Here is a 21299-nt window from a genome sequence, read left to right as displayed (position 1 = left end):
GTGCTGCCGCGTCGGGCCCCGCCGCCCCCGCCGCGGCACGCGCGCACCCCGAGCCGTCCGTCGTGCGGTGCGACACGCCGAGTCGCACCGCCCCGGGGTCACGTGCCGCACGCACCGCGCGGCGTGCGGCTGTGACCGACTCGCGTCACCGTTCACCCGGACGGGTGTAGCGGCGTCGACGTTCCGACGATCGGGTGACGCGCGCCGCCTTGGTGCGGGCCCTGGGGCAGGACAGGCTGTCGGCGTGACGTACACGGGACGTGCCGTCGTGGCGGAGGCGCTCGGCGGGCCGGAGGTGCTCCGGGTGGTGTCCCGCGACGCGCCCGACCCCGGGCCCGGCGAGGTGCTCGTCGCGGTCGAGGCGGCCGGCGTGAACCCGTGGGACTGGAAGAGCTACGCGCCCGGCTCGGGCGCCACGCCCCCGGTGGAGCTCGGCGTGGAAGTCGCCGGCGTGGTCCGCGCCGTCGGCACGGGCGTGCGGTGGTTCTCCCCCGGCGACGAGGTCGTGGCCTGGCCCGTGCGCGGCGGGTACGCCGACCTCGTGAAGGTGCCGCAGCGGGTCGTCGTGCGGCGGCCGGCGTCCCTGCCGGCCACGGCGGCGGCCGGGCTGCTCGCCGCGGGCGCCGCCGCGCTGCACGCCGTCGTCGCGACCGAGGTCGACGCCGACGACGTCGTGCTCGTGCACGGGGCGTCCGGCGGCGTCGGGCGGATGGCGGTGCAGCTGGCGGTGCTGCGCGGCGCGCACGTCGTGGCCACCGCGTCCCCGACCTGGCACGCGTGCCTCGCCCGGCTCGGCGCGGTGCCCGTGGCGCACGGCCCCGGCCTGCTCGACCGGGTGCGCGCCGCGGCCGCGGACCTCGGCGAGGTCGTCGCGGCCGTCGACGCCGTCGGCACGCCCGAGGCCCTCGACACGTCCGTCGCGCTCGTCGCCGACCGGCGCCGGGTCGCCACGCTCGTCGCCCTCGACCGCGCGGCGGCCCTCGGCATCCGGGCGCTGGGGCACGGGCCCGGCGCCGACCCCGGCGCCGACGTGCGCGACGCGGCGCGCGGCCAGCTCACGGCCCTCGCGGCCGACGGCTCGCTCGACGTGCTCGTCACGGGCGCCTACGCGCTCGAGGACGCCGCCACGGCGCACCGCCGGTCCCGCGACGGGCACGCCGGCGGCAAGCTCGTCCTCGTCACGGACGCGGCGCGCGCGAGCGGGGACCACGCACCGGTGCACTGACCGACCGGGCGGGACTCCGCGGCGCCGCTCGACGCCCTGACCGCGTCAGCCGGTCCGCGTCGGCAGGACCGCGTCGGCCGGACCGCGTCGGCCGGACCGCGTCGGCCGGACCGCGTCAGCGGCCCGCCCACGGCAGCTCGACGTCCGGCGGGGGCACGGGGGGCGCGACGGGGCGCGTGCGCTCGTCGATCTCCTGCAGGCCCGCGAACGTGGCCTCCAGCGTCTCGAGCGGCACCCGGTTGCGCTGGCGGACCGGCAGGGGCGCGTCGCGGTGCGGGAGGGCGGGTGCGGGTCGCGGGGCGCGCGTGCCCGTGTGCGGCGCGTCGTCGCGCTCGTCGGTGGTGGGCATCGTCACGCCGTCGCACGGTACCGGCGTTTCGTCCGGTTCGCGACGACCGTCCGGCTGACGACCACCCGTACGGCACCGGTGGGCGGCGGCGCGCGTCAGCCTCCGCGACCCCCGCCGGGCGGCGCGGGCGCCGGCCCGGGGGCGTCGGCGGCGAGCGCGCGCAGCTCGTCCAGCACGCGCCGCACCACGCGGCGCTCGGCGCGGTCCGGGCGCAGCAGCGCGTCGACGTGCCGGCCCGCGCGGACCCCCTCGAGGGGCAGCAGCCGGAAGCGGACGCCGTCGCCGGCCCGCGCGGTCCAGCGCGGGAGCAGGCTGACGCCGTGCCCGGCCGCGACGAGCGCCTCGACCACCGCGAAGTCGTTGATCCGGTGGACCACGCGCGGCTCGGTGCCCGTGCGGGCCGCCACCTCGTCGAGCACGCGCGCCACCGGGAACCCGTGCCGGACGGCGATCCACGGCGCGTCGGCGAGGTCGGCCGGCGTGACGGCGGCCCGGTCGGCGAGGGGGTGGTCGAGCGGCACGGCGACGTCGAGCGGCTCGCGCAGCAGCGGCACGACGACGACGTCCGGCCCCCAGCCCGCGCTGCCGTCGGGGCGGTGCGCGACGACCACGTCGACGCGGTCGGTGAGGGCGACGAACTCGTCCTGGGCGACGTCCTCGTCGGAGCACTCGAGCGTGACGCCGTCGAGGGCGGCGACGCGGGTCAGCAGACCGGGCAGGAGCATCTGGGCCCCGCTGGAGAACGCGCTCACGCGCACGGTGCCGACGGGCCGGGCGACGAACGCGTCGCACGCCGCGCGCGCCCGCTCGACCGCGACGGCGACGTCGAGCGCCGCGTCGGCGAGCGCCTCCCCCGCGGGCGTGAGCCGCAGCCCGCGCCCGACGCGCTCGGTGAGCGGCACCGCGGCCTCCCGCTGCAGGGCCGCGAGCTGCTGGGACACGGCGGACGGCGTCAGGTGCCGCACCGCCGCCGCGGCGGTCACGCCGCCGTGCGCGCGCACGGCACGCAGCGTCGCGAGGTGGGCCGGGTCCATGCAGCGACGCTACAACGTCGGTGCACGACATCTCGATGGTGCTGCACGGCCGGCTCGGCGCACACTCGTCGCGTGCCGCTCCGCCACCGCCTGCTCGCCGCGCTCGTCGCCGTCACCTGGGGCCTCAACTTCCCGGCGATCCACCTGTCCCTCGAGCAGTTCCCGCCGTTCTTCCTCGTCGCGCTGCGGTGGACGCTGATCGCGGTCCCGACGGTGCTCCTCGTGCCGCGGCCGCGCGTGGCCGCGCGCTGGCTCGTCGGCTACGGGCTCGGGTTCGGGGTGCTGCAGTTCGTCTTCCTCTACCTCGCGATGGACACCGGCATGCCGACGGGGCTGGCGTCGCTCGTGCTCCAGTCGTCGGCGCCCTTCACCGTGCTGCTCGCGGCGGCGTTCCTGCGCGAGCGGCTCACGCCGCGGCAGGGCCTCGGGGTGGCGGTCGCCGTGGCGGGCCTCGGCGGCATCGCCGTGCACCGCGCGGGCCTCGACGGCGGCGCGACGCTGCTGCCCGTCGTGCTCACGCTGTGCGGCGGCCTCGGCTGGGCGTTCGGCAACCTCTGCAACCGGCGCGCGCAGGCCGACTCGCCGTTCCGGCTCATGCTCTGGATGTCGGTCGTGCCGCCGCTGCCCATGCTGGTGCTCGCGCTCGCCCTCGAGGGACCCGACCGCGTCCGCGCCTCGCTGACCGGCCTGACGACGCCCACGGGCCTGGCCGCGCTCGGCGGCCTGCTGTTCACCGTGCTCGTCGCCACGCTCGTCGGGTCCGGGCTGTGGACGTGGCTCATGGCGCAGCACCCGTCGAGCGTCGTGGCGCCGTTCTCGCTGCTCGTGCCGGTCGTCGGCATCGGGTCGTCGTGGCTCGTGCTCGGCGAGCCCACGGAGCCGGCGGAGCTGCTGCTGGGCGTGCTCGTCGTCGGCGGCGTCCTGCTCGGCAGCGCACCGGCCCGGCGGCCGCGCGGCGGCGCGGACCTGGCCCAGGCGGGGTCGGCGGTCGAGCCGGCGGCCGAGCCGGCGGTCGACCCGCGGGCCGGCGCGCCGACGCCGACGACGGTCAGTCCTCCGGCGCGGTGACGAGCGCGGTCGCGATCGCCGCGACGCCCTCGCCGCGGCCGGTCAGGCCGAGCCCGTCCGTCGTGGTGGCGCTCACGGTGACGGGCGCGCCGCACGCGGCCGACAGGGCCGCCTGCGCCTCGGCCCGGCGCGGCCCCAGCCGCGGCCGGTTGCCGAGCACCTGCACCGCGACGTTGCCGATCCCGAACCCGGCCGCGCGCACGCGCCGCGCCGTCTCGGCGAGCAGCGCGGCGCCGGACGCCCCCGCCCAGCGGGGGTCGCTCGTGCCGAACTGCGCCCCCAGGTCGCCCAGGCCGGCGGCCGAGAGCAGCGCGTCGGCGGCGGCGTGCGCGGCCACGTCCGCGTCGGAGTGGCCCGCGAGGGGACGCTCGCCCGGCCACGCGAGGCCGGCGAGGTGCAGCACGGCGTCGGGGACGGGGTCGGGGTCGTACGCGTGCACGTCGACGCCGACGCCGGTGCGCAGGTTCACGGGGTGCCTCCCGGGACGGGCGCGGCGTGCAGCGCCTCGGCGAGCACGACGTCGCGCGGGGTGGTGATCTTCGCGGCCCGCTCGTCGCCCGGGACGACCCAGACCCGGCCGCCCGCGGCCTCGACGAGGCCCGCGTCGTCGGACGCGGCTGTCGCCTCGTCGCCGGCCCGGTGGGCGCCCACGGCGTGCGCGTGCACGAGGACGTCGCGGGTGAACCCCTGCGGCGTCTGGACGGCGCGGAGCACGTCGCGCGGCGGCGTGTCGAGCACCGGCCCGCCGGTCGCGTCCCACGCGGCGACCCGCTTGACGGTGTCGACGACCGGCAGCCCGGGGACGACCGCGTCGTGCCCCGCGCGGACGGCGTCGACGACGCGCGCGACGAGCGCGGGCGGCGCGAACGCCCGCGCGGCGTCGTGCACGAGCACGACGTCCACGTCGGGGGGCAGCGCCGCCAGCCCCGCCGCGACGGACGCCTGCCGGGTGACGCCGCCCACGACGACCCGCACGGGGACGTCCGGCACGCCGACGCCCGCGAGCGCCGCCGTGACCGCCGCGACGTGCTCGGCGGGCGCGGTGACGACGAGCGCGGTGACGTGCGCGCCGTCAGCGGCACGGGCGGCGAGCAGCGCCCGCGCGGCGTGCGCGACGAGGGGTGCACCCGCCACGGGCACGACGGCCTTCGGCAGCGCGTGCCCCAGCCGGGACCCGCTGCCGGCGGCGGTGAGGACGGCGGCGACGCTCATGCGGCTCCCGGCTGCGTCGGTGACGGTGTGACGTGCGCGCACAGCAGAAGGTCCGGGTGCGCGGTGCGCACCCGGACCGTCGGCCGTGTCGTCAGGACGCGAGGACCTCGTCGAGGATGGCCTCGGCCTTGTCCTCCTCGGTGTGCTCGGCCAGGGCCAGCTCCGAGACGAGGATCTGGCGCGCCTTGGCGAGCATGCGCTTCTCGCCGGCGGAGAGGCCACGGTCGGCGTCCCGGCGCGACAGGTCGCGCACGACCTCCGCCACCTTGATGACGTCGCCCGACTGGAGCTTCTCGAGGTTCGCCTTGTAGCGGCGCGACCAGTTGGTCGGCTCCTCCGTGTACGGGGCGCGCAGCACCTCGAACACGCGGTCGAGCCCCTCCTGGCCGACGACGTCGCGGACACCCACGAGGTCGACGTTCTCGGCGGGCACCTCGATGGTGAGGTCACCGTGCGCGACCTTGAGCTTGAGGTAGATCTTGTCCTCGCCGCGGATCGTGCGGGTCTTGATCTCTTCGATCTTGGCTGCACCGTGGTGCGGGTAGACGACGGTCTCCCCAACAGTGAAAGTCATCTGCCGGTGTCCCCTTTCGCAGACGTGTATGGTATCACGCCCATATCCGCCCGAACCCGACTCCGGACGGCCGTCCTGAGGATGAAACCGCAGGTCAGCGAGGTGCAGCCGACGGGAGGGCGTCCGCGAGACGTCGCGCGCGTGGCCGGTGGACGACCCGTGGGAGGGCCCCCCGCGCCCCTCCGTGCACGGTGCCGGCACCGTGCCGACACCGTGCCGACACCGTGCCGACACCGTGCCGGGCCCCTGTGCTGGCCCGTCGCACGACCGCCGGTACGCTGGCCGGGAGCCCGCCGCACGCACGCGGGCAGACGAGCGCAGAGCCGAGCAGGAGACACCGTGACCACGCCCCGCCCCCGTGCCGTCCGCACGACCACCCGGTCGGCCGCCCCGTCACGACCGCGGCGCCTCGCCGTGCTCGCGGTCGCGTCCGCGGCCCTGCTCGCCGGCTGCTCGGCCACCAACCAGATCACCACCGTCGACGACTACCCGCCGTCCGACGGCGTGGCGATCACCGTCGACGAGGTGCGGGCGCTCAACCTGCTCGTCCTCGCCGAGGAGGAGGGCGGCGCCGGCCTGCTCGTGGGCGCGCTGACGAACAACTCCGGCGAGGACACGACGGTGACGCTGGCCGTCGACGGCGCCGAGCCGGTCGACGTCGACGTGCCGAGCTCCGGCACGGTCCTGCTCGGCGGCGACGCGCCGGTGGGCCGTTACGGCACCGCGGACGTCCGCGTCGCGTCGGTCGCCACGGTCCCCGGCGGCCTCACGGACGTGACGGTGTCGACGCCGGCCGGCGGCAGCTCGGTCGTGCAGGTGCCCGTGCTCGACGGCACGCTGCCCGAGTACGCGCCGCTGCTCGCCCGCATCGGCGAGACGCCGACGCCGTCCGGCACGCCGAGCGCGTCGCCGACGCCCGGCGAGACGCAGGAGGCCTCCGAGCCGCAGCAGGGCCAGGACGCCGACCCCGAGGGCGAGCAGGACCGCGGCGAGGGCGACCAGACCGACGGCTCGGACGGCTGACGGCACGACGGCCGACCGGCCCCGCGCACGCACGACGACGGGCGCCCACCGCACGGTGGGCGCCCGTCGTCGTGTCCGGGCGGCGGGGCGGCCACGGGGGCCGCACCCGACCGGTCAGCCGAAGCGGCCGGAGATGTAGTCCTCGGTCGCCTGCTCGCGCGGCGACGAGAACATCGTGGCCGTGTCGTCCATCTCGATGAGCTTGCCGGGCTTGCCGGTGCCGGCGATGTTGAAGAACGCCGTCTTGTCGGACACGCGCGCGGCCTGCTGCATGTTGTGCGTGACGATGACGATCGTGTAGTCGCTCTTCAGCTCGGCGATGAGGTCCTCGATCGCGAGCGTCGAGATCGGGTCGAGCGCGGAGCAGGGCTCGTCCATGAGGAGCACCTGCGGGCGCACCGCGATCGCGCGCGCGATGCACAGGCGCTGCTGCTGCCCGCCGGAGAGGCTGGAGCCGGGGCGCTCGAGGCGGTCCTTGACCTCGTTCCACAGGTTCGCGCCGCGCAGGGACTGCTCGACGAGATCCTGCGCATCGCCCTTGGACATGCGGCGGTTGTTGAGCTTGGCGCCGGCCAGGACGTTGTCCGCGATGGACATCGTCGGGAACGGGTTCGGCCGCTGGAAGACCATCCCGATCTGGCGGCGCACCGTCACCGGGTCGACGTCCGACCCGTAGAGGTCCTGGCCGTCCATGAGCGCCTTGCCCGTGACGCGCGCACCGGGGATCACCTCGTGCATGCGGTTGAGGGTGCGCAGGAAGGTCGACTTGCCGCAGCCGGACGGGCCGATCAGCGCGGTCGCCTGGCGGGGCTCGATGGCCATCGTGACGCCCTCGACGGCGAGGAAGTCGCCGTAGTAGACGTCGAGGTCCGAGACGTCGATCCGCTTGGACATGGGGATTTCCTTTCCTGATCCGCGACGGATCGACTTCAGCGGGCGCCCTTGGGGGCGAACCAGCGGCTGATCAACCGGGCGGCCAGGTTGAGCAGCATGACGATGAGGATGAGGGTGAGCGCGGCGGCCCAGGCGCGGTCGATGCCGGTGCCGCCCTGCTCGTACTGCCGGTAGGCGAACACGGGCAGGGTGGCCATGCGCCCGTCGAACAGGTCGGTGTTGACCTGGGTGATGAGCCCGACGGTGAGCAGCAGGGGCGCCGTCTCGCCGATGACGCGCGCCACGGCCAGCATGACACCCGTGACGATGCCGGCGGCGGCCGTGCGCAGCACGACCTTGACGATCGTCAGCCACTTGGGGACGCCCAGGGCGTAGGACGCCTCGCGCAGCTCGTTCGGCACGAGCCGCAGCATCTCCTCGACGGACCGGATGACGACCGGCGTCATGAGCAGCGCGAGTGCGACCGCGCCCATGATGCCCGCGCGGAAGGCGGGGCCGAAGATCAGCGTGAACAGCGCGAAGCCGAACAGGCCGGCGACGATCGACGGGATGCCCGTCATGACGTCGACGAGGAACGTGATCGACCGCGCGAGCGGCCCGCGGCCGTACTCCACGAGGTAGATCGCGGTGAGCAGGCCGATCGGCACCGAGATGACCGCCGCGGCGAGCGTGATGAGCAGCGTGCCGACGACCGCGTGGGCGATGCCGCCCTCGGTCATGTCGCCGAAGACGCCGACCATGTCGGTCGTGAGGAACGTCCAGCTGAACGACTGCATGCCGCGCCCGACCACCAGCGTGACGAGCGAGACGAGCGGGACGAGCGCGAGCAGGAACGCACCGGTGACGAGCGTGGTCGCGAGCCGGTCGACCGCGCGGCGGCGGCCCTCGACGACGAACGACGCGCCCGTCAGCGCGACCGCGTAGAGCACGGCGCCGAGCGCGACGACGCCCGCGACCGTCGGCGTGCCGAGCACGAGCAGCAGCAGGGACGCGACGACCACGCCACCGACGGGGAACGCCCAGGCGCTCCACCGCGGCAGGCGGCCCTGCCCCGGGTCGACGAGCGACGAGCCGGTCGCGGGGGCGGTGTCGACGGCCATCAGTTGGCTCCCGAGAACTCGGCGCGGCGCGCGATGATCCACCGCGCGACGAAGTTGACCGCGAACGTGATGACGAACAGGGCGAGGCCCGTGGCGATGAGCGCGCTCACCGACAGGCCGCTGGCCTCGGGGAACTTCGAGGCGATGTTCGCGGCGATGGTCTGGTGCTGCCCCGGCCGGAGCAGGTGGAACGAGTAGAGGAACCCGGGCGAGATGACCATGAGCACGGCCATCGTCTCGCCGAGCGCGCGCCCGAGGCCGAGCATCGAGGCGCTGATGACGCCCGAGCGCCCGAACGGCAGGACGGCCTGGCGGACCATCTCCCACCGCGTCGCGCCGAGCGCGAGCGACGCCTCCTCGTGCAGGCGCGGCGTCTGCAGGAAGACCTCGCGCGAGACGGCCGTGATGATCGGCAGGATCATCACGGCGAGCACGATCGCGGCGGACAGGATGTTCTTGGCCGGGGCCTGGTAGTCGGCGAACAGGGGGACGAACCCCAGCGTCGACGACAGCCACGTGAAGAACGGGTCGACGACGCCGAGCAGCCACAGCGCGCCCCACAGGCCGTAGACGACCGACGGGATCGCCGCCAGGAGGTCGATCAGGTAGCCGAGGCCCTGTGCGAGCCGGCGGGGCGCGTAGTGCGAGATGAACAGGGCGATGCCGACGGACACCGGCACGGCCAGGACCAGCGCCAGCAGTGCCGCGAGGAGCGTGCCGAAGACGAGCGGGCCGACGTACTCGGCGACCGAGCCGCCGTTGAACCACGAGATCTCGCCGAGCTCCTCCGAGGAGGCCGTGAGCGCGGGCCAGGCCTCGACGAGCAGGAAGACCGCGACCGCGGCCAGCGTCACGAGGATGAGGACGCCGGCACCGGTGGACAGGCCGGCGAAGACCTTGCTGCCGACGCGGCCCGTCGACGCCGCGCGGACGGCCGCGGCCGCGTCGGCCGGGGCGCCGTCGGGCGCGGCCCCGGACCGGCGGGCGGGAGTGGTGGTGAGAGCCACGGCTTCTCCGGTGGGTGGGGAGGGTGGGGAGGGTGTCGTGCGGGGTGCTGCCGGCGGGCGGGGGCCCTCGGCACGCAGGCCGGGAGCCGCCCCGGGACGTGGCGTCCCGGGGCGGCTCCCGTCCGGTGCGGTCACGTGGGGTCCGGTCAGCCCGCGGTGATGGAGTCGATCGCGGCCTGGACCTCGGTGCGCAGCTCCTCCGAGATCGGGGCGGCACCGGCGACGCTCGGGTCGGCGGCGCGCTCCTGGCCCGCCTCGCTCGCGACGTAGGTCAGGTACGCCTTGACGTTGTCGGCGTCGGCCTGGTCCTCGTACACCGAGCAGGCGATCGAGTAGGAGATGAGGACCAGCGGGTAGGCGCCGGCCTCGGTCGTGGTGCGGTCGAGCTCGACGACGATGCGGTTCTCCGTGGCGTCCTCGGCGCGCGGGGAGGCGTCGACGACGGCCGCGGCGGCCTCGGCCGAGAACGGCACGTACTCCTCGCCGACCTTCAGCGCGACCGTGCCCAGGTCACCGGCGCGCGACGCGTCGGCGTAGCCGATCGCGCCCTCGGCGCCCGTCACCGTGTCGATGACGCCCTGCGTGCCCTGGCCGGACTGGCCGCCCGACAGCGGCCAGTCGCCGCTGGCCTCGTGCGGCCACGCGCCCTCGGACGCGGCGGCGAGGTACTCGGTGAAGTTCTCCGTCGTGCCGGACTCGTCCGAGCGGTTGACGGGGATGATGTCGACCGCGGGGAGCTCGACGTCGGGGTTCTCGGCGGCGATCGCCGGGTCGTCCCACGAGGTGATGTCGCGGTTGAAGACCTTCGCGATCGTCGCGGCCGACATGTTGATGTTGTCGGCGTCGACGTCGGGGAGGTTGTAGACGACCGCGATCGGGGAGATGTAGAGCGGGACCTCGACGGCCTCGCCGCCGACGCAGCGCTCCTGCGCCGCCGCCAGCTCCTCCTCGTCCAGCGCGGCGTCGGAGCCGGCGAACTGCACGGCGCCGGCGAGGAACTGCTCGCGGCCACCGCCCGAGCCCACGGCGTCGTACGAGACGGCCACGTCGGGGTACTGCTCGTTGAAGCCGGCGATCCAGCCGGCGACAGCCTTCTCCTGCGAGGAGGCACCCGCACCGGCGAGCGAGCCGCTCAGCTCGGCGGGGGCGTCACCGCCGGCGGTACCGGCCGGCTCCTCGGCGTTGCCACCGGAGCTGCACGCGGCCAGGGTCAGCGCCAGCGCGCCGGTGAGGGCGACGGCACCGAGACGGTTGCGGGGGGAGAGCTTCACTGTGACCCATCCTGTCGATCCGCGCGCACCGGTCGGTGCGCGGCCGTGGTCGACGGTAGGGACGCGAGGTGACCGCCTCGGCGGCCCTCGGTGAACCGGGGATGAACGATGGTCGACCAGACGACCGTCCAGGACGCGGTCCGGGTGGTTCGTCCCGGGGCGGCGCCGGCGCGCGTGACGGGGCTCACGCGCCGGCGCCGCGGCGCTCACTCGTCGGGGACGTCCGACAGCTTGTAGCCGAGGCCGCGGACCGTCGTCAGGAGCGTCGGCGCGGACGGGTCCGCCTCGATCTTGGCGCGGATGCGCTTGACGTGGACGTCGAGCGTCTTGGTGTCGCCGACGTAGTCCGACCCCCACACGCGGTCGATGAGCTGCCCGCGCGTGAGCACGCGGCCCGGGTTGCGCAGCAGCAGCTCGAGCAGCTCGAACTCCTTGAGCGGGAACGGCACGAGCGCGCCGTCGACGTGCACCGTGTGCCGGTCGACGTCCATGCGGACGCCACCCACCTCCAGCGTGCCGTCGTCCTCCGCGTCGTCCGCGCCGCCCGCCGCCCGGGCGCCCGCCTCCCGGCGCCGCAGCACCGCGCGGATCCGCGCCAGCAGCTCGCGCGACGAGTACGGCTTCGTCACGTAGTCGTCGGCGCCGAGCTCGAGGCCCACGACCTTGTCGATCTCGTCGTCCTTGGCCGTGAGCATGATGACCGGCACGTCGGACTCCAGCCGCAGCCGCCGGCACACCTCCGTCCCGGGCAGGCCCGGCAGCATGAGGTCCAGCAGGACGAGGTCGGCGCCGCCGTCCGCGAAGCGCTCGAGCGCCTCGGGGCCGGTCGCGGCGGTCACGACGTCGTAGCCCTCGCGGCTCAGCTGGTACGCGAGGGGGTCGCGGTAGGACTCCTCGTCCTCCACGAGCAGGATGCGGGTCACGGGGTGCTCCTGGACGGGGTTCGGTCCGGCGGGCCGCCGGCACTGGTCGGGGGCGGGGTGGTCGGCGCGCCGGTCGACGACGGCGCGTCGTCCGCGGGGCGGGAGTCCGCGACGGGCAGGCGCAGCGTGAACGTCGAGCCGCGTCCGGGCTGCGACCACACCGACACGTCGCCGCCGTGGTCCGCCGCGACGTGCTTGACGATCGACAGGCCGAGGCCGGTGCCGCCGGTGTCGCGCGAGCGCGCCGGGTCGACGCGGTAGAACCGCTCGAACACGCGCTCCTGGTCGGCCGGGTCGATGCCGACGCCCTCGTCGACGACCGCGATCTCGACGAGCTCGCCGCGGCGCGCGACGCCGACGGCGACCTGCGTCCCCTCGGGCGAGTACGCCACCGCGTTGTCGAGCAGGTTGCGCACCGCGGTGACGAGGAGGTTGTGGTCGCCGAACACCGTGACGCCCCGCGCGCCCCCCGCGCTGACGCGCACCTGCTTGGCGTCGGCACCCGTGCGCGCGCGGTCGACCGCCTCGGCGACGACGTCGTCGACCGCGACGGGCGCGAGCTCCTCCAGCGCGCCGGTGGCCTGCAGGCGGGACAGCTCGATGATCTCGTGCACCAGAGCGGACAGCCGGACGGCCTCCGTCTGCATGCGGCCGGCGAACCGGCGCACCGCCTCCGGGTCGTCCGCCGCGTCCTGCACCGTCTCCGCCAGCAGGGACAGCGCGCCGACGGGCGTCTTGAGCTCGTGCGAGACGTTGACGACGAAGTCGCGGCGGATGGCCTCGAGGCGGCGGGCCTGCGTGAGGTCCTCCGCCAGGAGCAGCACGTGCTCGGGCGTCACCTGCGCGACGCGCGCCTGCACGAGCAGCCGACCGGCGCCGACCGGGCCGCGCGGGACGTCGACCTCCTCGTCCCGGATGACGCCGTCGCGGCGCACCGCCTCCACCAGGTCGCGCATCGCGGCGTGCACCAGGCGACCGTCCCGGACCAGGCCCAGCGCGTGCGCCGGCGGGCTCGCGCGCACCACCCGGTCCTCGGCGTCGAGCACGACCGCCGCGGACCGCAGCACGGCGAGCGTCCGGACGAGCCCGTCGTCGAGCTCGGGCTCGGGCTGCGGCGGCACCGTGCGCTGCGCGCGCTCGCTCCACCGGAACGCGCCCACGGCGAACGCGCCGACGAGCACGCCGAGCGCCCCGGCCACCAGCGGCGCGAGGCCGTCCATCCACTCCACGCCGCCCACACTAGGCCGACGCCCGGGGCACGCCCCGCCACCGGCGGACGCCGACGCCGCCCGGCCGCCGGGTGTTCACCTGCGCGGTGACGAGCGTTCACCGGGCCGTGCGACGGTGTGGGCCGCAACGCGCACCTGCGCGCAGAGAGGACACCATGCGGGACATCTTCGACGCCGAGCTCAAGCAGCTCGGCGAGGACCTGGTCGCCATGAGCGGCCGCGTCGAGCAGGCCGTCACGAGCGCCGGTCAGGCGCTCCTCACGGCCGACCTCCGGCTCGCGGAGTCGGTGATCGCCGACGACCTCGCCATCGACGCCCTCGAGCGCGACCTCGACGAGCGGTGCGTGCGCCTGCTCGCGCAGCAGCAGCCCGTCGCGACCGACCTGCGCGTCGTCGTCTCGGCGCTGCGCATGAGCGCGTCGCTCGAGCGGATGGGCGACCTCGCCCGGCACGTCGCCCAGGTCACGCGCCTGCGCTACCCGCGCGGCGCCGTGCCCGAGGGCCTGGAGGGGACGTTCACGCAGATGCAGGACGCCGCCGTGCGCGTCGCCCGGCGCACCACGACGCTCCTCGAGACGCGGGACCTCGCGCTCGCGGAGAGCATCGAGCAGGACGACGACCTCCTGGACGCCCTGCACAGCGACACGTTCAGCGCGATGCTGTCCGGCGAGTGGCGGCGCCCCGCGCAGGAGACGGTCGACGTCACCCTGCTCGGGCGCTACTACGAGCGGTTCGGCGACCACGCCGTGTCGGTCGCGCGCCGCGTCGTCTACCTCGTCACCGGGGACACCGCGCACGCGCTCGACCCGGCGGCCGTCCGCTCCGTCTGACCGACCTCGTCGGACCGGGCACCCCCGGCTCCCGGCGACCACCGAGCCGTACCCCGGCTCGCACCGCGAGGCGCCCGTCCCGGGGAGGGGGCGGGCGCCTCGTCGCGTCCGGGCGCACCCGCGGCGGGCCGGCTGCCGCGGACGCACGACGGGCCGCCGTCCCCCGGGGGACGACGGCCCGTCGGCGCGTGCGGGTCGGGTCAGCGGCCCTGGTTCGCCACCGCGGCGATCGCGGCCTTGGCGGCCTCCGGGTCGAGGTACGTGCCGCCCGCGACGGTCGGCTTCAGCGTCTCCTCGTCGAGCTCGTAGAGCAGCGGGATGCCGGTGGGGATGTTGATGCCGGCGATGGTCTGCTCGTCGACGTCGTCGAGGTACTTGACGATCGAGCGGATCGAGTTGCCGTGCGCGGCGACGAGGACGACCTTGCCGGCCTTCAGGTCGGGCACGATCTCGGCGTCCCAGTACGGCAGCGCCCGGTCGAGGACCTGCGCGAGCGCCTCCGTGCGCGGGATCGGCTCGCCGGCGTAGCGCGGGTCGGTGTCCTGCGAGAACTCCGTGCCCAGCTCGATCTCGGGCGGCGGGACGTCGTACGAACGGCGCCAGAGCATGAACTGCTCCTCGCCGTACTCCTCGAGCGTCTGCTTCTTGTTCTTCCCCTGCAGCGCGCCGTAGTGGCGCTCGTTCAGGCGCCACGAGCGCTTGACGGGGATCCACAGGCGGTCGGCCACGTCGAGCGCGTAGTTCGCCGTCGTGATGGCCCGGCGCAGCAGCGACGTGTGCACGACGTCCGGCAGCACGCCGGCGTCCGTGAGCAGGGTGCCGCCGCGCTTGGCCTCCTCGACGCCCTTCTCCGACAGGGGGACGTCGACCCAGCCGGTGAAGAGGTTCTTCGCGTTCCACTCGCTCTCGCCGTGGCGGAGCAGCACGAGGGTGTAGGTCATGGGTCCATCCTGCCGCAGCCGCGGACCCGGGCCGCAGGGACGTCCGTCCCCCGGTCGCCCGGACGGCCCGGCCGCGAGGCCGGCGGGCTCAGCGGCGCTGCTCGGCGGCGACCGCGTAGACCTTGAGCAGCTGGTCGGCGGCGGCCTCCCAGCCGAACCGCTCCGCGACGCGGCGGGCAGCACGTCCCCACGCGCCGCGGCGCTCGTCGTCCGCGAGCGCGTCGGCGAGCACGTCCGCCCACCGGTCGGGCTCGTGGTCGGGGACGAGCCGGCCGGACACGCCGTCGTCGACGACCGTGCGCAGCCCGCCGACGGCCGCCGCCAGCACCGGGACGCCGCTGGCCTGCGCCTCCGCCGCGACGAGACCGAACGACTCCGAGCGCGAGGGCATCGCGACGACGTCGGCCGCGTGGTACCAGAGCGGCAGGCGGTCGCGCGGCGCCGGCGGGTGCACGAGGACGTCGTCCGCGACCCCGCACGTCGCGGCGAGCGCGAGCAGCTCGCGCACGGCCGTCGCGCGCCCGCTCGGCCCGCCGAGCACGACGAGCAGCGGCACGGGACGGCCCGCGTCGCACAGCACGCCGAGCGCGCGGACCAGCACGTCGGGAGCCTTGAGCGCCTGCACGCGCCCGGCGAACAGCACCACCTGCCGGTCGAGCGGCAGCCCGAGCGCGCGGCGGGCGGCCGCACGTCCCCCCGGCGCGGCCGGCGCGAACCGGTCGAGGTCCACCCCCGGCTCGACGACGTGCACGCGCTGCGGGTCGGCGGCGTACAGCTCGACGAGCTCGCGCGCCTCGACGGGCGTGGACGCGACGAGCGCGTCCGCCTCCGCGACGACCTGCTCCTCCCCCACGACCCGCACGGTCGGCTCCGGGGAGTCGCCGGGACCGAGGCTCGCGTTCTTCACGCGCGCGAGCGTGTGCGCGGTGTGCACGAGCGGCACCTCCCACCGCTGCGCGGCGATCGCCCCGACCTGGCCCGAGAGCCAGTAGTGGGAGTGCACGACGTCGTACCAGCCAGGCCGGCGCGCGGCCTCGGAGCGCAGCACGCCCGCGGCCATGCCGCACAGGACGCCCGGCAGGTCGTTCTTGTCGAGCGCCTCGAACGGCCCGGCGGGCACGTGGTGCACGAGCACGGGCGGGACGACGCCCGGCGGGACGTCGTCGGCGAGCAGTACGTCGCGCGCCTCCGGTCCCGCGAGCGTGCGGCCGTCGGCGGTCGTGCCGTCCAGCACCACGGTCTCCGGCAGGTCCGACGCGGTCGCGCGCGTGAAGATCTCGACGCGCGCACCGCGGGCCGCGAGCGCGCGCGAGAGCTCCAGCACGTAGACGTTCATGCCCCCCGCGTCGCCCGTGCCGGGCTGGTCTAGGGGGGACGTGTGCACCGAGAGCATGGCCACCCGGGGTGCGCGCTCGACGGTCACGTCCTCCATTGTCACGCCGTGCGCGCGGGCCGCACGCCACGACGGCGGCCGTCGCACGTGGCGACGGCCGCCGTCGGCGAGCCGCCCGTCCCGGGTGTCCCGGTGCGGGCCGGTTCGTCCGGCGTCAGCGCACGAGCAGCACCCGCGGTGCGGACACCCACGGCGTGTACGTGCCGTCGCCGCGGTACGTCACCACGACGAAGGACGTGCGCGTCGAGCGCGGCAGGTCGACGACCGCGCGGCCGGCGGGGTCGAGCGTCGCCGTCCCCGCGGTGCGGCCGTCGACCCACACGTCGACCGTGCCCGTGGGCACCACGCCCGCGACCCCGCGGACCTGGACCTGCACCTGCTTGGCGTCGCGCGCCCGGACGGTCCAGTCGGTCCCGTCCGTGCGCACGTGCGGCAGCGTGCGCACGACCGTCAGCCGCGCGGCGGCCGACGCGCTGCCGCGCACCGGCGGGTCCGTGTCGGCCGTGCCGGCGTAGACGGCGACCACGTCGTGCGTGCCGACCGCGAGGTCGGCCGGCAGCGTCGCGCGGGCGGTGGACCGCCCGTCGCCGGCGGGGCGCAGGGTGGCCGTCCCGACCGTCTCGCCGGCGACCCGGAGCTCGACCGTGCCGGTCGGCGCCGGTGCACCCTCCGCGCGGACCGTGACGTCGGCCGTCACGGCGTGGCCGAACGTCGTGACCCACGCCGACAGGCGCAGGCGCGTCGTCGACTCCACCGGGGCGGTCGTCGGCACGCCCGCCACCGCGGCGAGCGCCTCGAGTGCCTCGGCGGGACGGCCCGCGAGGAGCGCGTGCTCCGCGTCGGCCGTGCGGGCGTCGGCGTCGGCCGGCGCGGTGCCGGCGATCACGGCCGCCTGCGCGAGGTCCCGCACGACGGAGACGACCGCGTCGGCGGCCGGGGTGACGTCCCGGTCCGTGCCGCCGAGCGCCTCGGCCGCGGCCGCCAGGAGCGGGACCGCCGTGCCGACCGCGTCGGCGGCGAGCGCGTCGCCGTCCCAGACCGGGGCGTCGAGCACGGCCTGCACGGCGTCGCGGCCCTCGCCGGCGGGCAGCCGGTCGAGCGTCGCGACGAGCCGCGTGCGCGGGGCGTCGGTGCGCAGTCCCCAGCCGTACGCGTACAGCGGGTCGTACTCCTCGTCGCCCACGTTCACCGGCACCTGGTCGGCGGACGCCGGCCAGGAGACCGGCAGCCGGCCCGTGAAGGGCGTGTCGCCGAACAGCACGTCCGCCACGCCCGCACCCTCGGTGCCCGGCAGCCACGACGCGACGAGCGCGTCGATCCCGTCGAGCTGGTCGGTGACGAGCTGCGGGCGCCCGGCGACGACGAGCACGACGCACTCGACCGCACCGCAGACCCGGTCGATCGCCGCGCGGTCCGCCGCCGGCAGGTCGAGGCTGCGCCCGTTGTTGCCGACGTCGCCGACGCCCTCCGCGTACGGCGGCTCGCCCACCACGACGACGCCCACGTCGACGCCGTCGAGCGGGGCCGACGCGTCCGGCGAGTGCGTCACGGTCGCGCCCGGCGCGGCGGCGCGGATGCCCTCGAGCACGGTGGTGCCCTCGGTGATGTCGCCCGAGGCGCCCTGCCACTGGACGGTCCAGCCGCCGGACTGGTGGCCGAGGTCGTCGGCGTTCGAGCCGGCGACGTACAGGTGCGCGTCCCGCGCCAGCGGCAGCACGCCGCCCGCGTCCTTGAGCAGCACCTGCGACTCCGCGACCGCCTCGCGGGCGATCGCCCGGTGCTCGGCGCCACCGACGGCGTCGGCACGCGAGCGGTCCGCGAACGGCTCGTCGAACAGCCCGAGCGCGAACTTCTGCGCGAGGATCCGGCGGACCGCGTCGTCCACGCGGGCCTGCTCGACCTCGCCGTCCTGGACCGCGCCCGTGAGCGCCTCGACGAACGTGGCGAAGTTGTACGGCGCCATGGCCATGTCGAGCCCGGCGTTCACCGCGCGCACCGCCTTCTCGCGGTACGTGCCGCCCGGGAGCTTGTCGATGCCCTCCCAGTCGCTGATGAGGAAGCCGTCGAAGCCGAGCTCGCCCTTGAGCAGGTCGGTGTTGAGCTCGCGGTGCTCGTGCATCCGCAGCGGCTCGCCGCCCGCGACCGCCACGGCGGAGTACGACGGCATGATCGAGCCGACGCCCGCGGCCAGGGCCGGCAGGTACGGGTCGACGTGGACGCGCCGCAGCTCTTCGAGGTCCGCGACGTGCGTGACGCCCTGGTCGATCGGGTAGCCGGAGCCCGCCTGCGACGGCTCGTACCGCGTGCCGCCGTCGCCGACCCAGTGCTTCGCGGTCGCGAGGACGCGCTCCGGCCCGGACAGGTCGGCCGGGTCGGTGCCCTGCAGGCCCTCGACCGCCGGCGCCGCCATGGCCGCCACGAGCGCGGGGTCCTCGCCGAACGCCTCGTACGACCGGCCCCACCGCTCGTCGCGCGTGACGCACAGGCACGGCGCGAACGTCCACGGCACGCCGGTCGCCCGCACCTCGACGGCGGTGGCGCGCGCGGCCGCCTCGACGAGGTCGCGGTCACGCGTGGCACCCAGGCCCTGGTTGTGCGGGAAGATCGTCGCGCCGACCACGTTGTTGTGGCCGTGCACGGCGTCGACGCCGTACACGAGCGGGATCTGCAGGCGCGTGCTCAGGGCCTCGCGCTGGAACCCGTCCACCATGTCGGCCCAGCCGGCCGCCGTGTTCGGCCGCGGCACGGAGCCGCCGCCCGACAGCACGGACCCGAGACCCAGCTCGGCGATCTGCGTCGGCGAGCGCAGGCCGAGCCGCTCCGCCTGCGTCATCTGGCCGACCTTCTCCGCGAGCGTCATGCGGCCCAGCAGGTCCTCGACGCGCTCGGCCGTCGGCCGGGACGCGTCGAGGTACGGCGCGCCGACCGCGTTGAGCACGACGCGCACGTCGTCCCCGACCGCCGCGCCGGCCGCGGAGAGACGCAGCGCGAACGAGCGCGCGTCGTCCTGCTCGGCCGTGGCGAGCGTCGCGACCTCCACCGTCGCCGTGGCGCCCGACTCCGTGCCCGCGGCGAACGTCACGTCCCCCGTCGGGGCCGTGTAGTGCGTGCCGCGCTCGGCCGTGCCGGGGACGTCCTCCCACGTCACCGTGACGTCGTCGGGCAGCGGGCTGCCGTCGGTCGTCGTCAGGCGCAGCGTGACCTCGGCCGTGTCGCCCGGGTCCACGAGCACGACGCCCGGGTCGGCGACGACCTGCGCCGTCGCCGGCGGGACCGCCGCGCCGTACAGGCCGACGTCGTCGACCGCCCAGCCCTCGGGCTCGGCGAGGCCCGGCACGAACGTGATCGCGTAGCCCCACGACGACGTCAGGTCGAGCACGCCGTTCCGCGTGGCCTCGTCACCGGGCTGGTAGCCGGAGAGCGTGAACGCCGAGAACGGGATCTCGACCAGGTTCCACCGGCTGCCGTCGGGCGACCACGTGTCCTTGAACGTCGCCGCCCAGACCTCGGAGTGCTCGCCGTCCGGGCCGCCGTCCTTGAGCTCGACCTTGATGTCCGCGCCGGCCGTGGGCGACGCGGGCCGCGTCTCCTGCGAGGCGTACCAGAGCAGGCGGATGCCCTCGTAGGAGCTCCAGTCCTGCGGCGCGGCGAGGTTCTGCGAGAAGCCGCCCCAGCCGCCGCCGGGGATCAGGTACTCCCCGCCGAGCACGTGGTTGCCGGCCGGTGCGCCGTCGCGGTCCTGCTCCTGCACCTCGAGCGAGACCTGTGCGCCGTCGGAGCCCCACGTGAACAGGCCCACCTGGCTGCCCGGCTCGGCGACCGGGACGTCGCCCTCGACGTCCTCGAGGAGCGTCAGCCGGTCGTACAGCGCGAGGTCGTCGAACCGCCACTCCCCCGCGCCGAGGTCGGTCAGCGTGATCGCCCAGCCGGTGGCGCCGGTCGGGTCGAACCGCGCGTCGGACGCCGGGTCGCCCTTGAGGCGCAGCGACGCGAACGGCACCGACACGCGGCGCCAGCCCTCGGCGTCGTCGACGACGGAGGTCTCGAACAGCTGCCCGCCGCTCTTGAGCTCGTAGCGCAGCGTGCCGCCGCCGCCCGTGCCGAGGAACCAGAACGTGAAGCCGTCGTGGGCCGACCAGTCGGTCGCCTGCAGGTCGTGCGTGAACCCGGACCAGTCGCCGTCGCCGGGCTCGGCGCCGACGGTCGCGACGAGCACCGCGTCGTCGGCCGCGCCCTCGCGCGCGCCGGACGCCGTGGTGAGCGCCGGCGTGACCTCCGGGCGGCTGCCCCACGTGAGGTAGGCGCCGGGCACGCCGCCCGTGAAGTCCTCGAGGAGGGTCGTCGCGCCGACGTCCGGCAGGCTGCCGTGCGGCGTGATCGTGACGGTCGCGGCCGTGCGGCCGCCGAGGAGGAGGCCGTCGGACGGCTCGTCCACCGTCAGCCCGACGGTGCCGACGGGCGCGAGCGGGCCGCGGTCGACCGTCGCGACGTCCACCGTCGCGCTCGTCTCGCCGGGCGCGAACGTCACGCGCTCGTCGACGGCCGTGTAGTCCGTGCCGGCCACGGCGGTGCCGCCGGTCGACCGCACGCGGACGGACACCTCCTCGGCCGCCGGCGCGTTGAGCAGCACCGGCACGCTCGCCGTGCCGCCCGCGGGCACCGTGACGGCGGTGCGGCCGAGCGCCGCGACGGGCTGCGCGGGCGTGCCGTAGACCTCCAGCGCGAACAGCGAGTAGCCGTACCAGTGCGGGCGGGCGGGGTCCCAGTCGAACGACGTGCGCTCGAGCATCTGCACCCGGACGTGGCGGGCGTCGACCGGCTCGGCGAGCGCGACGTCGTCCGTGCCGCCGTCGCCGGCGTCCTGCGTGTGCACGGTGGTCCACGCGGCCGGGTCGGCCGGGTCGCCGGACGCGACCTGGACCTCGTACCGGGTCGCGAACGCCGCCTCCCACGCGAGCGAGACCCGTTCCACCTGGGCGGTCGTGCCGAGGTCGACCTGCAGCGCCGCGGTGAACTCGACGTCCTCGTCGGGCCCGTTGCCGCTCGCCCACCGCGTCCCCGGGTCGCCGTCCACCGCGAGGTCGGCCGGGAAGCGGCCGTCGACGTCGTCCTGCGCGCGGTCCGCCGTGGCGGTGCCGACGCGCGCGAGGTCGGTGGTGGGCGCAGCCGCAGCGGGCGCGGCCGCCGCGACGAGCGCGAGCGGGGCGAGCAGCGCGAGGCCGGCCG

The 21299-nt window shown here is 76.0% G+C and carries 18 protein-coding genes; 4 read left to right on the top strand and 14 right to left on the bottom strand.

Going from position 1 to position 21299, the window contains the following annotated elements; genetic code table 11:
• Positions 1-244: 244 nt before the first annotated feature.
• Positions 245-1225 (top strand): quinone oxidoreductase family protein, encoded by a 981-nt coding sequence (locus tag AB6N23_RS10395; protein ID WP_412865998.1) that lies wholly within the window; start codon positions 245-247, stop codon positions 1223-1225.
• A 115-nt stretch (positions 1226-1340) separates the two neighbouring features.
• Here the strand turns inward: AB6N23_RS10395 and AB6N23_RS10390 are convergent, their stop codons facing one another.
• Positions 1341-1580 carry a hypothetical protein gene (locus AB6N23_RS10390; protein WP_412865997.1) on the bottom strand — a complete coding sequence of 80 codons (240 nt, stop codon included), beginning with the start codon at positions 1578-1580 and terminating at the stop codon, positions 1341-1343.
• Positions 1581-1669: 89 nt separating this feature from the next.
• Positions 1670-2608, bottom strand: coding sequence for a LysR family transcriptional regulator (locus AB6N23_RS10385; RefSeq protein ID WP_412865996.1), 939 nt, complete (start codon positions 2606-2608; stop codon positions 1670-1672).
• Positions 2609-2680: 72 nt separating this feature from the next.
• Between AB6N23_RS10385 and AB6N23_RS10380 the strand changes: the two genes are divergently transcribed.
• Positions 2681-3676, top strand: coding sequence for an EamA family transporter (locus tag AB6N23_RS10380; protein ID WP_412865995.1), 996 nt, complete (start codon positions 2681-2683; stop codon positions 3674-3676).
• On the opposite strand, the gene ispF is transcribed toward AB6N23_RS10380, so the two are convergent.
• The 3 genes from ispF to AB6N23_RS10365 form a co-directional block, all read right to left on the bottom strand.
• Entirely contained in the window at positions 3657-4145 is a 489-nt protein-coding gene (gene ispF / locus AB6N23_RS10375; protein WP_412865994.1) for a 2-C-methyl-D-erythritol 2,4-cyclodiphosphate synthase, read from the bottom strand. The two genes, AB6N23_RS10380 and ispF, sit on opposite strands and share 20 nt — an antisense overlap.
• Entirely contained in the window at positions 4142-4888 is a 747-nt protein-coding gene (ispD, locus tag AB6N23_RS10370) for a 2-C-methyl-D-erythritol 4-phosphate cytidylyltransferase (RefSeq protein ID WP_412865993.1), read from the bottom strand. Before ispD ends, ispF begins: the two co-directional genes overlap by 4 nt.
• A 91-nt stretch (positions 4889-4979) precedes the next feature.
• Complete coding sequence (locus tag AB6N23_RS10365) at positions 4980-5462, bottom strand: CarD family transcriptional regulator (protein ID WP_135973343.1); 483 nt, start codon at positions 5460-5462, stop codon at positions 4980-4982.
• Positions 5463-5801: 339 nt separating this feature from the next.
• Between AB6N23_RS10365 and AB6N23_RS10360 the strand changes: the two genes are divergently transcribed.
• A complete protein-coding gene (locus AB6N23_RS10360; RefSeq protein WP_412865992.1) occupies positions 5802-6485 on the top strand; it encodes a hypothetical protein in 684 nt (227 codons plus the stop codon).
• 114 nt (positions 6486-6599) lie between these two features.
• On the opposite strand, the gene pstB is transcribed toward AB6N23_RS10360, so the two are convergent.
• The 6 genes from pstB to AB6N23_RS10330 all read right to left on the bottom strand — a co-directional run bounded on the left by pstB (position 6600) and on the right by AB6N23_RS10330 (position 12900).
• Positions 6600-7379 (bottom strand): phosphate ABC transporter ATP-binding protein PstB, encoded by a 780-nt coding sequence (gene pstB, locus AB6N23_RS10355; RefSeq protein WP_412865991.1) that lies wholly within the window; start codon positions 7377-7379, stop codon positions 6600-6602.
• Positions 7380-7414: 35 nt separating this feature from the next.
• Positions 7415-8479, bottom strand: coding sequence for a phosphate ABC transporter permease PstA (pstA, locus tag AB6N23_RS10350; RefSeq protein WP_412865990.1), 1065 nt, complete (start codon positions 8477-8479; stop codon positions 7415-7417).
• Entirely contained in the window at positions 8479-9486 is a 1008-nt protein-coding gene (gene pstC, locus AB6N23_RS10345; protein ID WP_412865989.1) for a phosphate ABC transporter permease subunit PstC, read from the bottom strand. The genes pstA and pstC overlap by 1 nt, the downstream gene beginning before the upstream one ends.
• A 146-nt stretch (positions 9487-9632) precedes the next feature.
• Positions 9633-10757, bottom strand: coding sequence for a phosphate ABC transporter substrate-binding protein PstS (pstS, locus tag AB6N23_RS10340; RefSeq protein ID WP_412865988.1), 1125 nt, complete (start codon positions 10755-10757; stop codon positions 9633-9635).
• 206 nt (positions 10758-10963) lie between these two features.
• Entirely contained in the window at positions 10964-11680 is a 717-nt protein-coding gene (locus AB6N23_RS10335; RefSeq protein WP_378208692.1) for a response regulator, read from the bottom strand.
• Positions 11677-12900 carry a sensor histidine kinase gene (locus AB6N23_RS10330; RefSeq protein ID WP_412865999.1) on the bottom strand — a complete coding sequence of 408 codons (1224 nt, stop codon included), beginning with the start codon at positions 12898-12900 and terminating at the stop codon, positions 11677-11679. The genes AB6N23_RS10335 and AB6N23_RS10330 overlap by 4 nt, the downstream gene beginning before the upstream one ends.
• A 164-nt stretch (positions 12901-13064) precedes the next feature.
• Between AB6N23_RS10330 and phoU the strand changes: the two genes are divergently transcribed.
• Positions 13065-13739 (top strand): phosphate signaling complex protein PhoU, encoded by a 675-nt coding sequence (gene phoU, locus AB6N23_RS10325; RefSeq protein ID WP_412865987.1) that lies wholly within the window; start codon positions 13065-13067, stop codon positions 13737-13739.
• Between the two features lie 200 nt (positions 13740-13939).
• Here the strand turns inward: phoU and AB6N23_RS10320 are convergent, their stop codons facing one another.
• The 3 genes from AB6N23_RS10320 to AB6N23_RS10310 all read right to left on the bottom strand — a co-directional run.
• Positions 13940-14680, bottom strand: coding sequence for a phosphoglyceromutase (locus AB6N23_RS10320; protein WP_412865986.1), 741 nt, complete (start codon positions 14678-14680; stop codon positions 13940-13942).
• A gap of 88 nt (positions 14681-14768) precedes the next feature.
• On the bottom strand, positions 14769-16103 hold the full coding sequence (locus AB6N23_RS10315) for a glycosyltransferase (protein WP_412865985.1): 1335 nt from the start codon (positions 16101-16103) through the stop codon (positions 14769-14771).
• 124 nt (positions 16104-16227) lie between these two features.
• The coding region (locus AB6N23_RS10310) for a glycoside hydrolase family 3 N-terminal domain-containing protein (protein ID WP_412865984.1) at positions 16228-21299 on the bottom strand (5072 nt) is incomplete at its 5' end.

The organism is Cellulomonas pasadenensis (genome assembly GCF_047229365.1).
Taxonomy (GTDB): Bacteria; Actinomycetota; Actinomycetes; order Actinomycetales; family Cellulomonadaceae; genus Cellulomonas.
The sequence above is the reverse complement of the archived record's forward strand: the minus strand, read 5'-3'. Positions and strand labels throughout refer to the sequence as shown.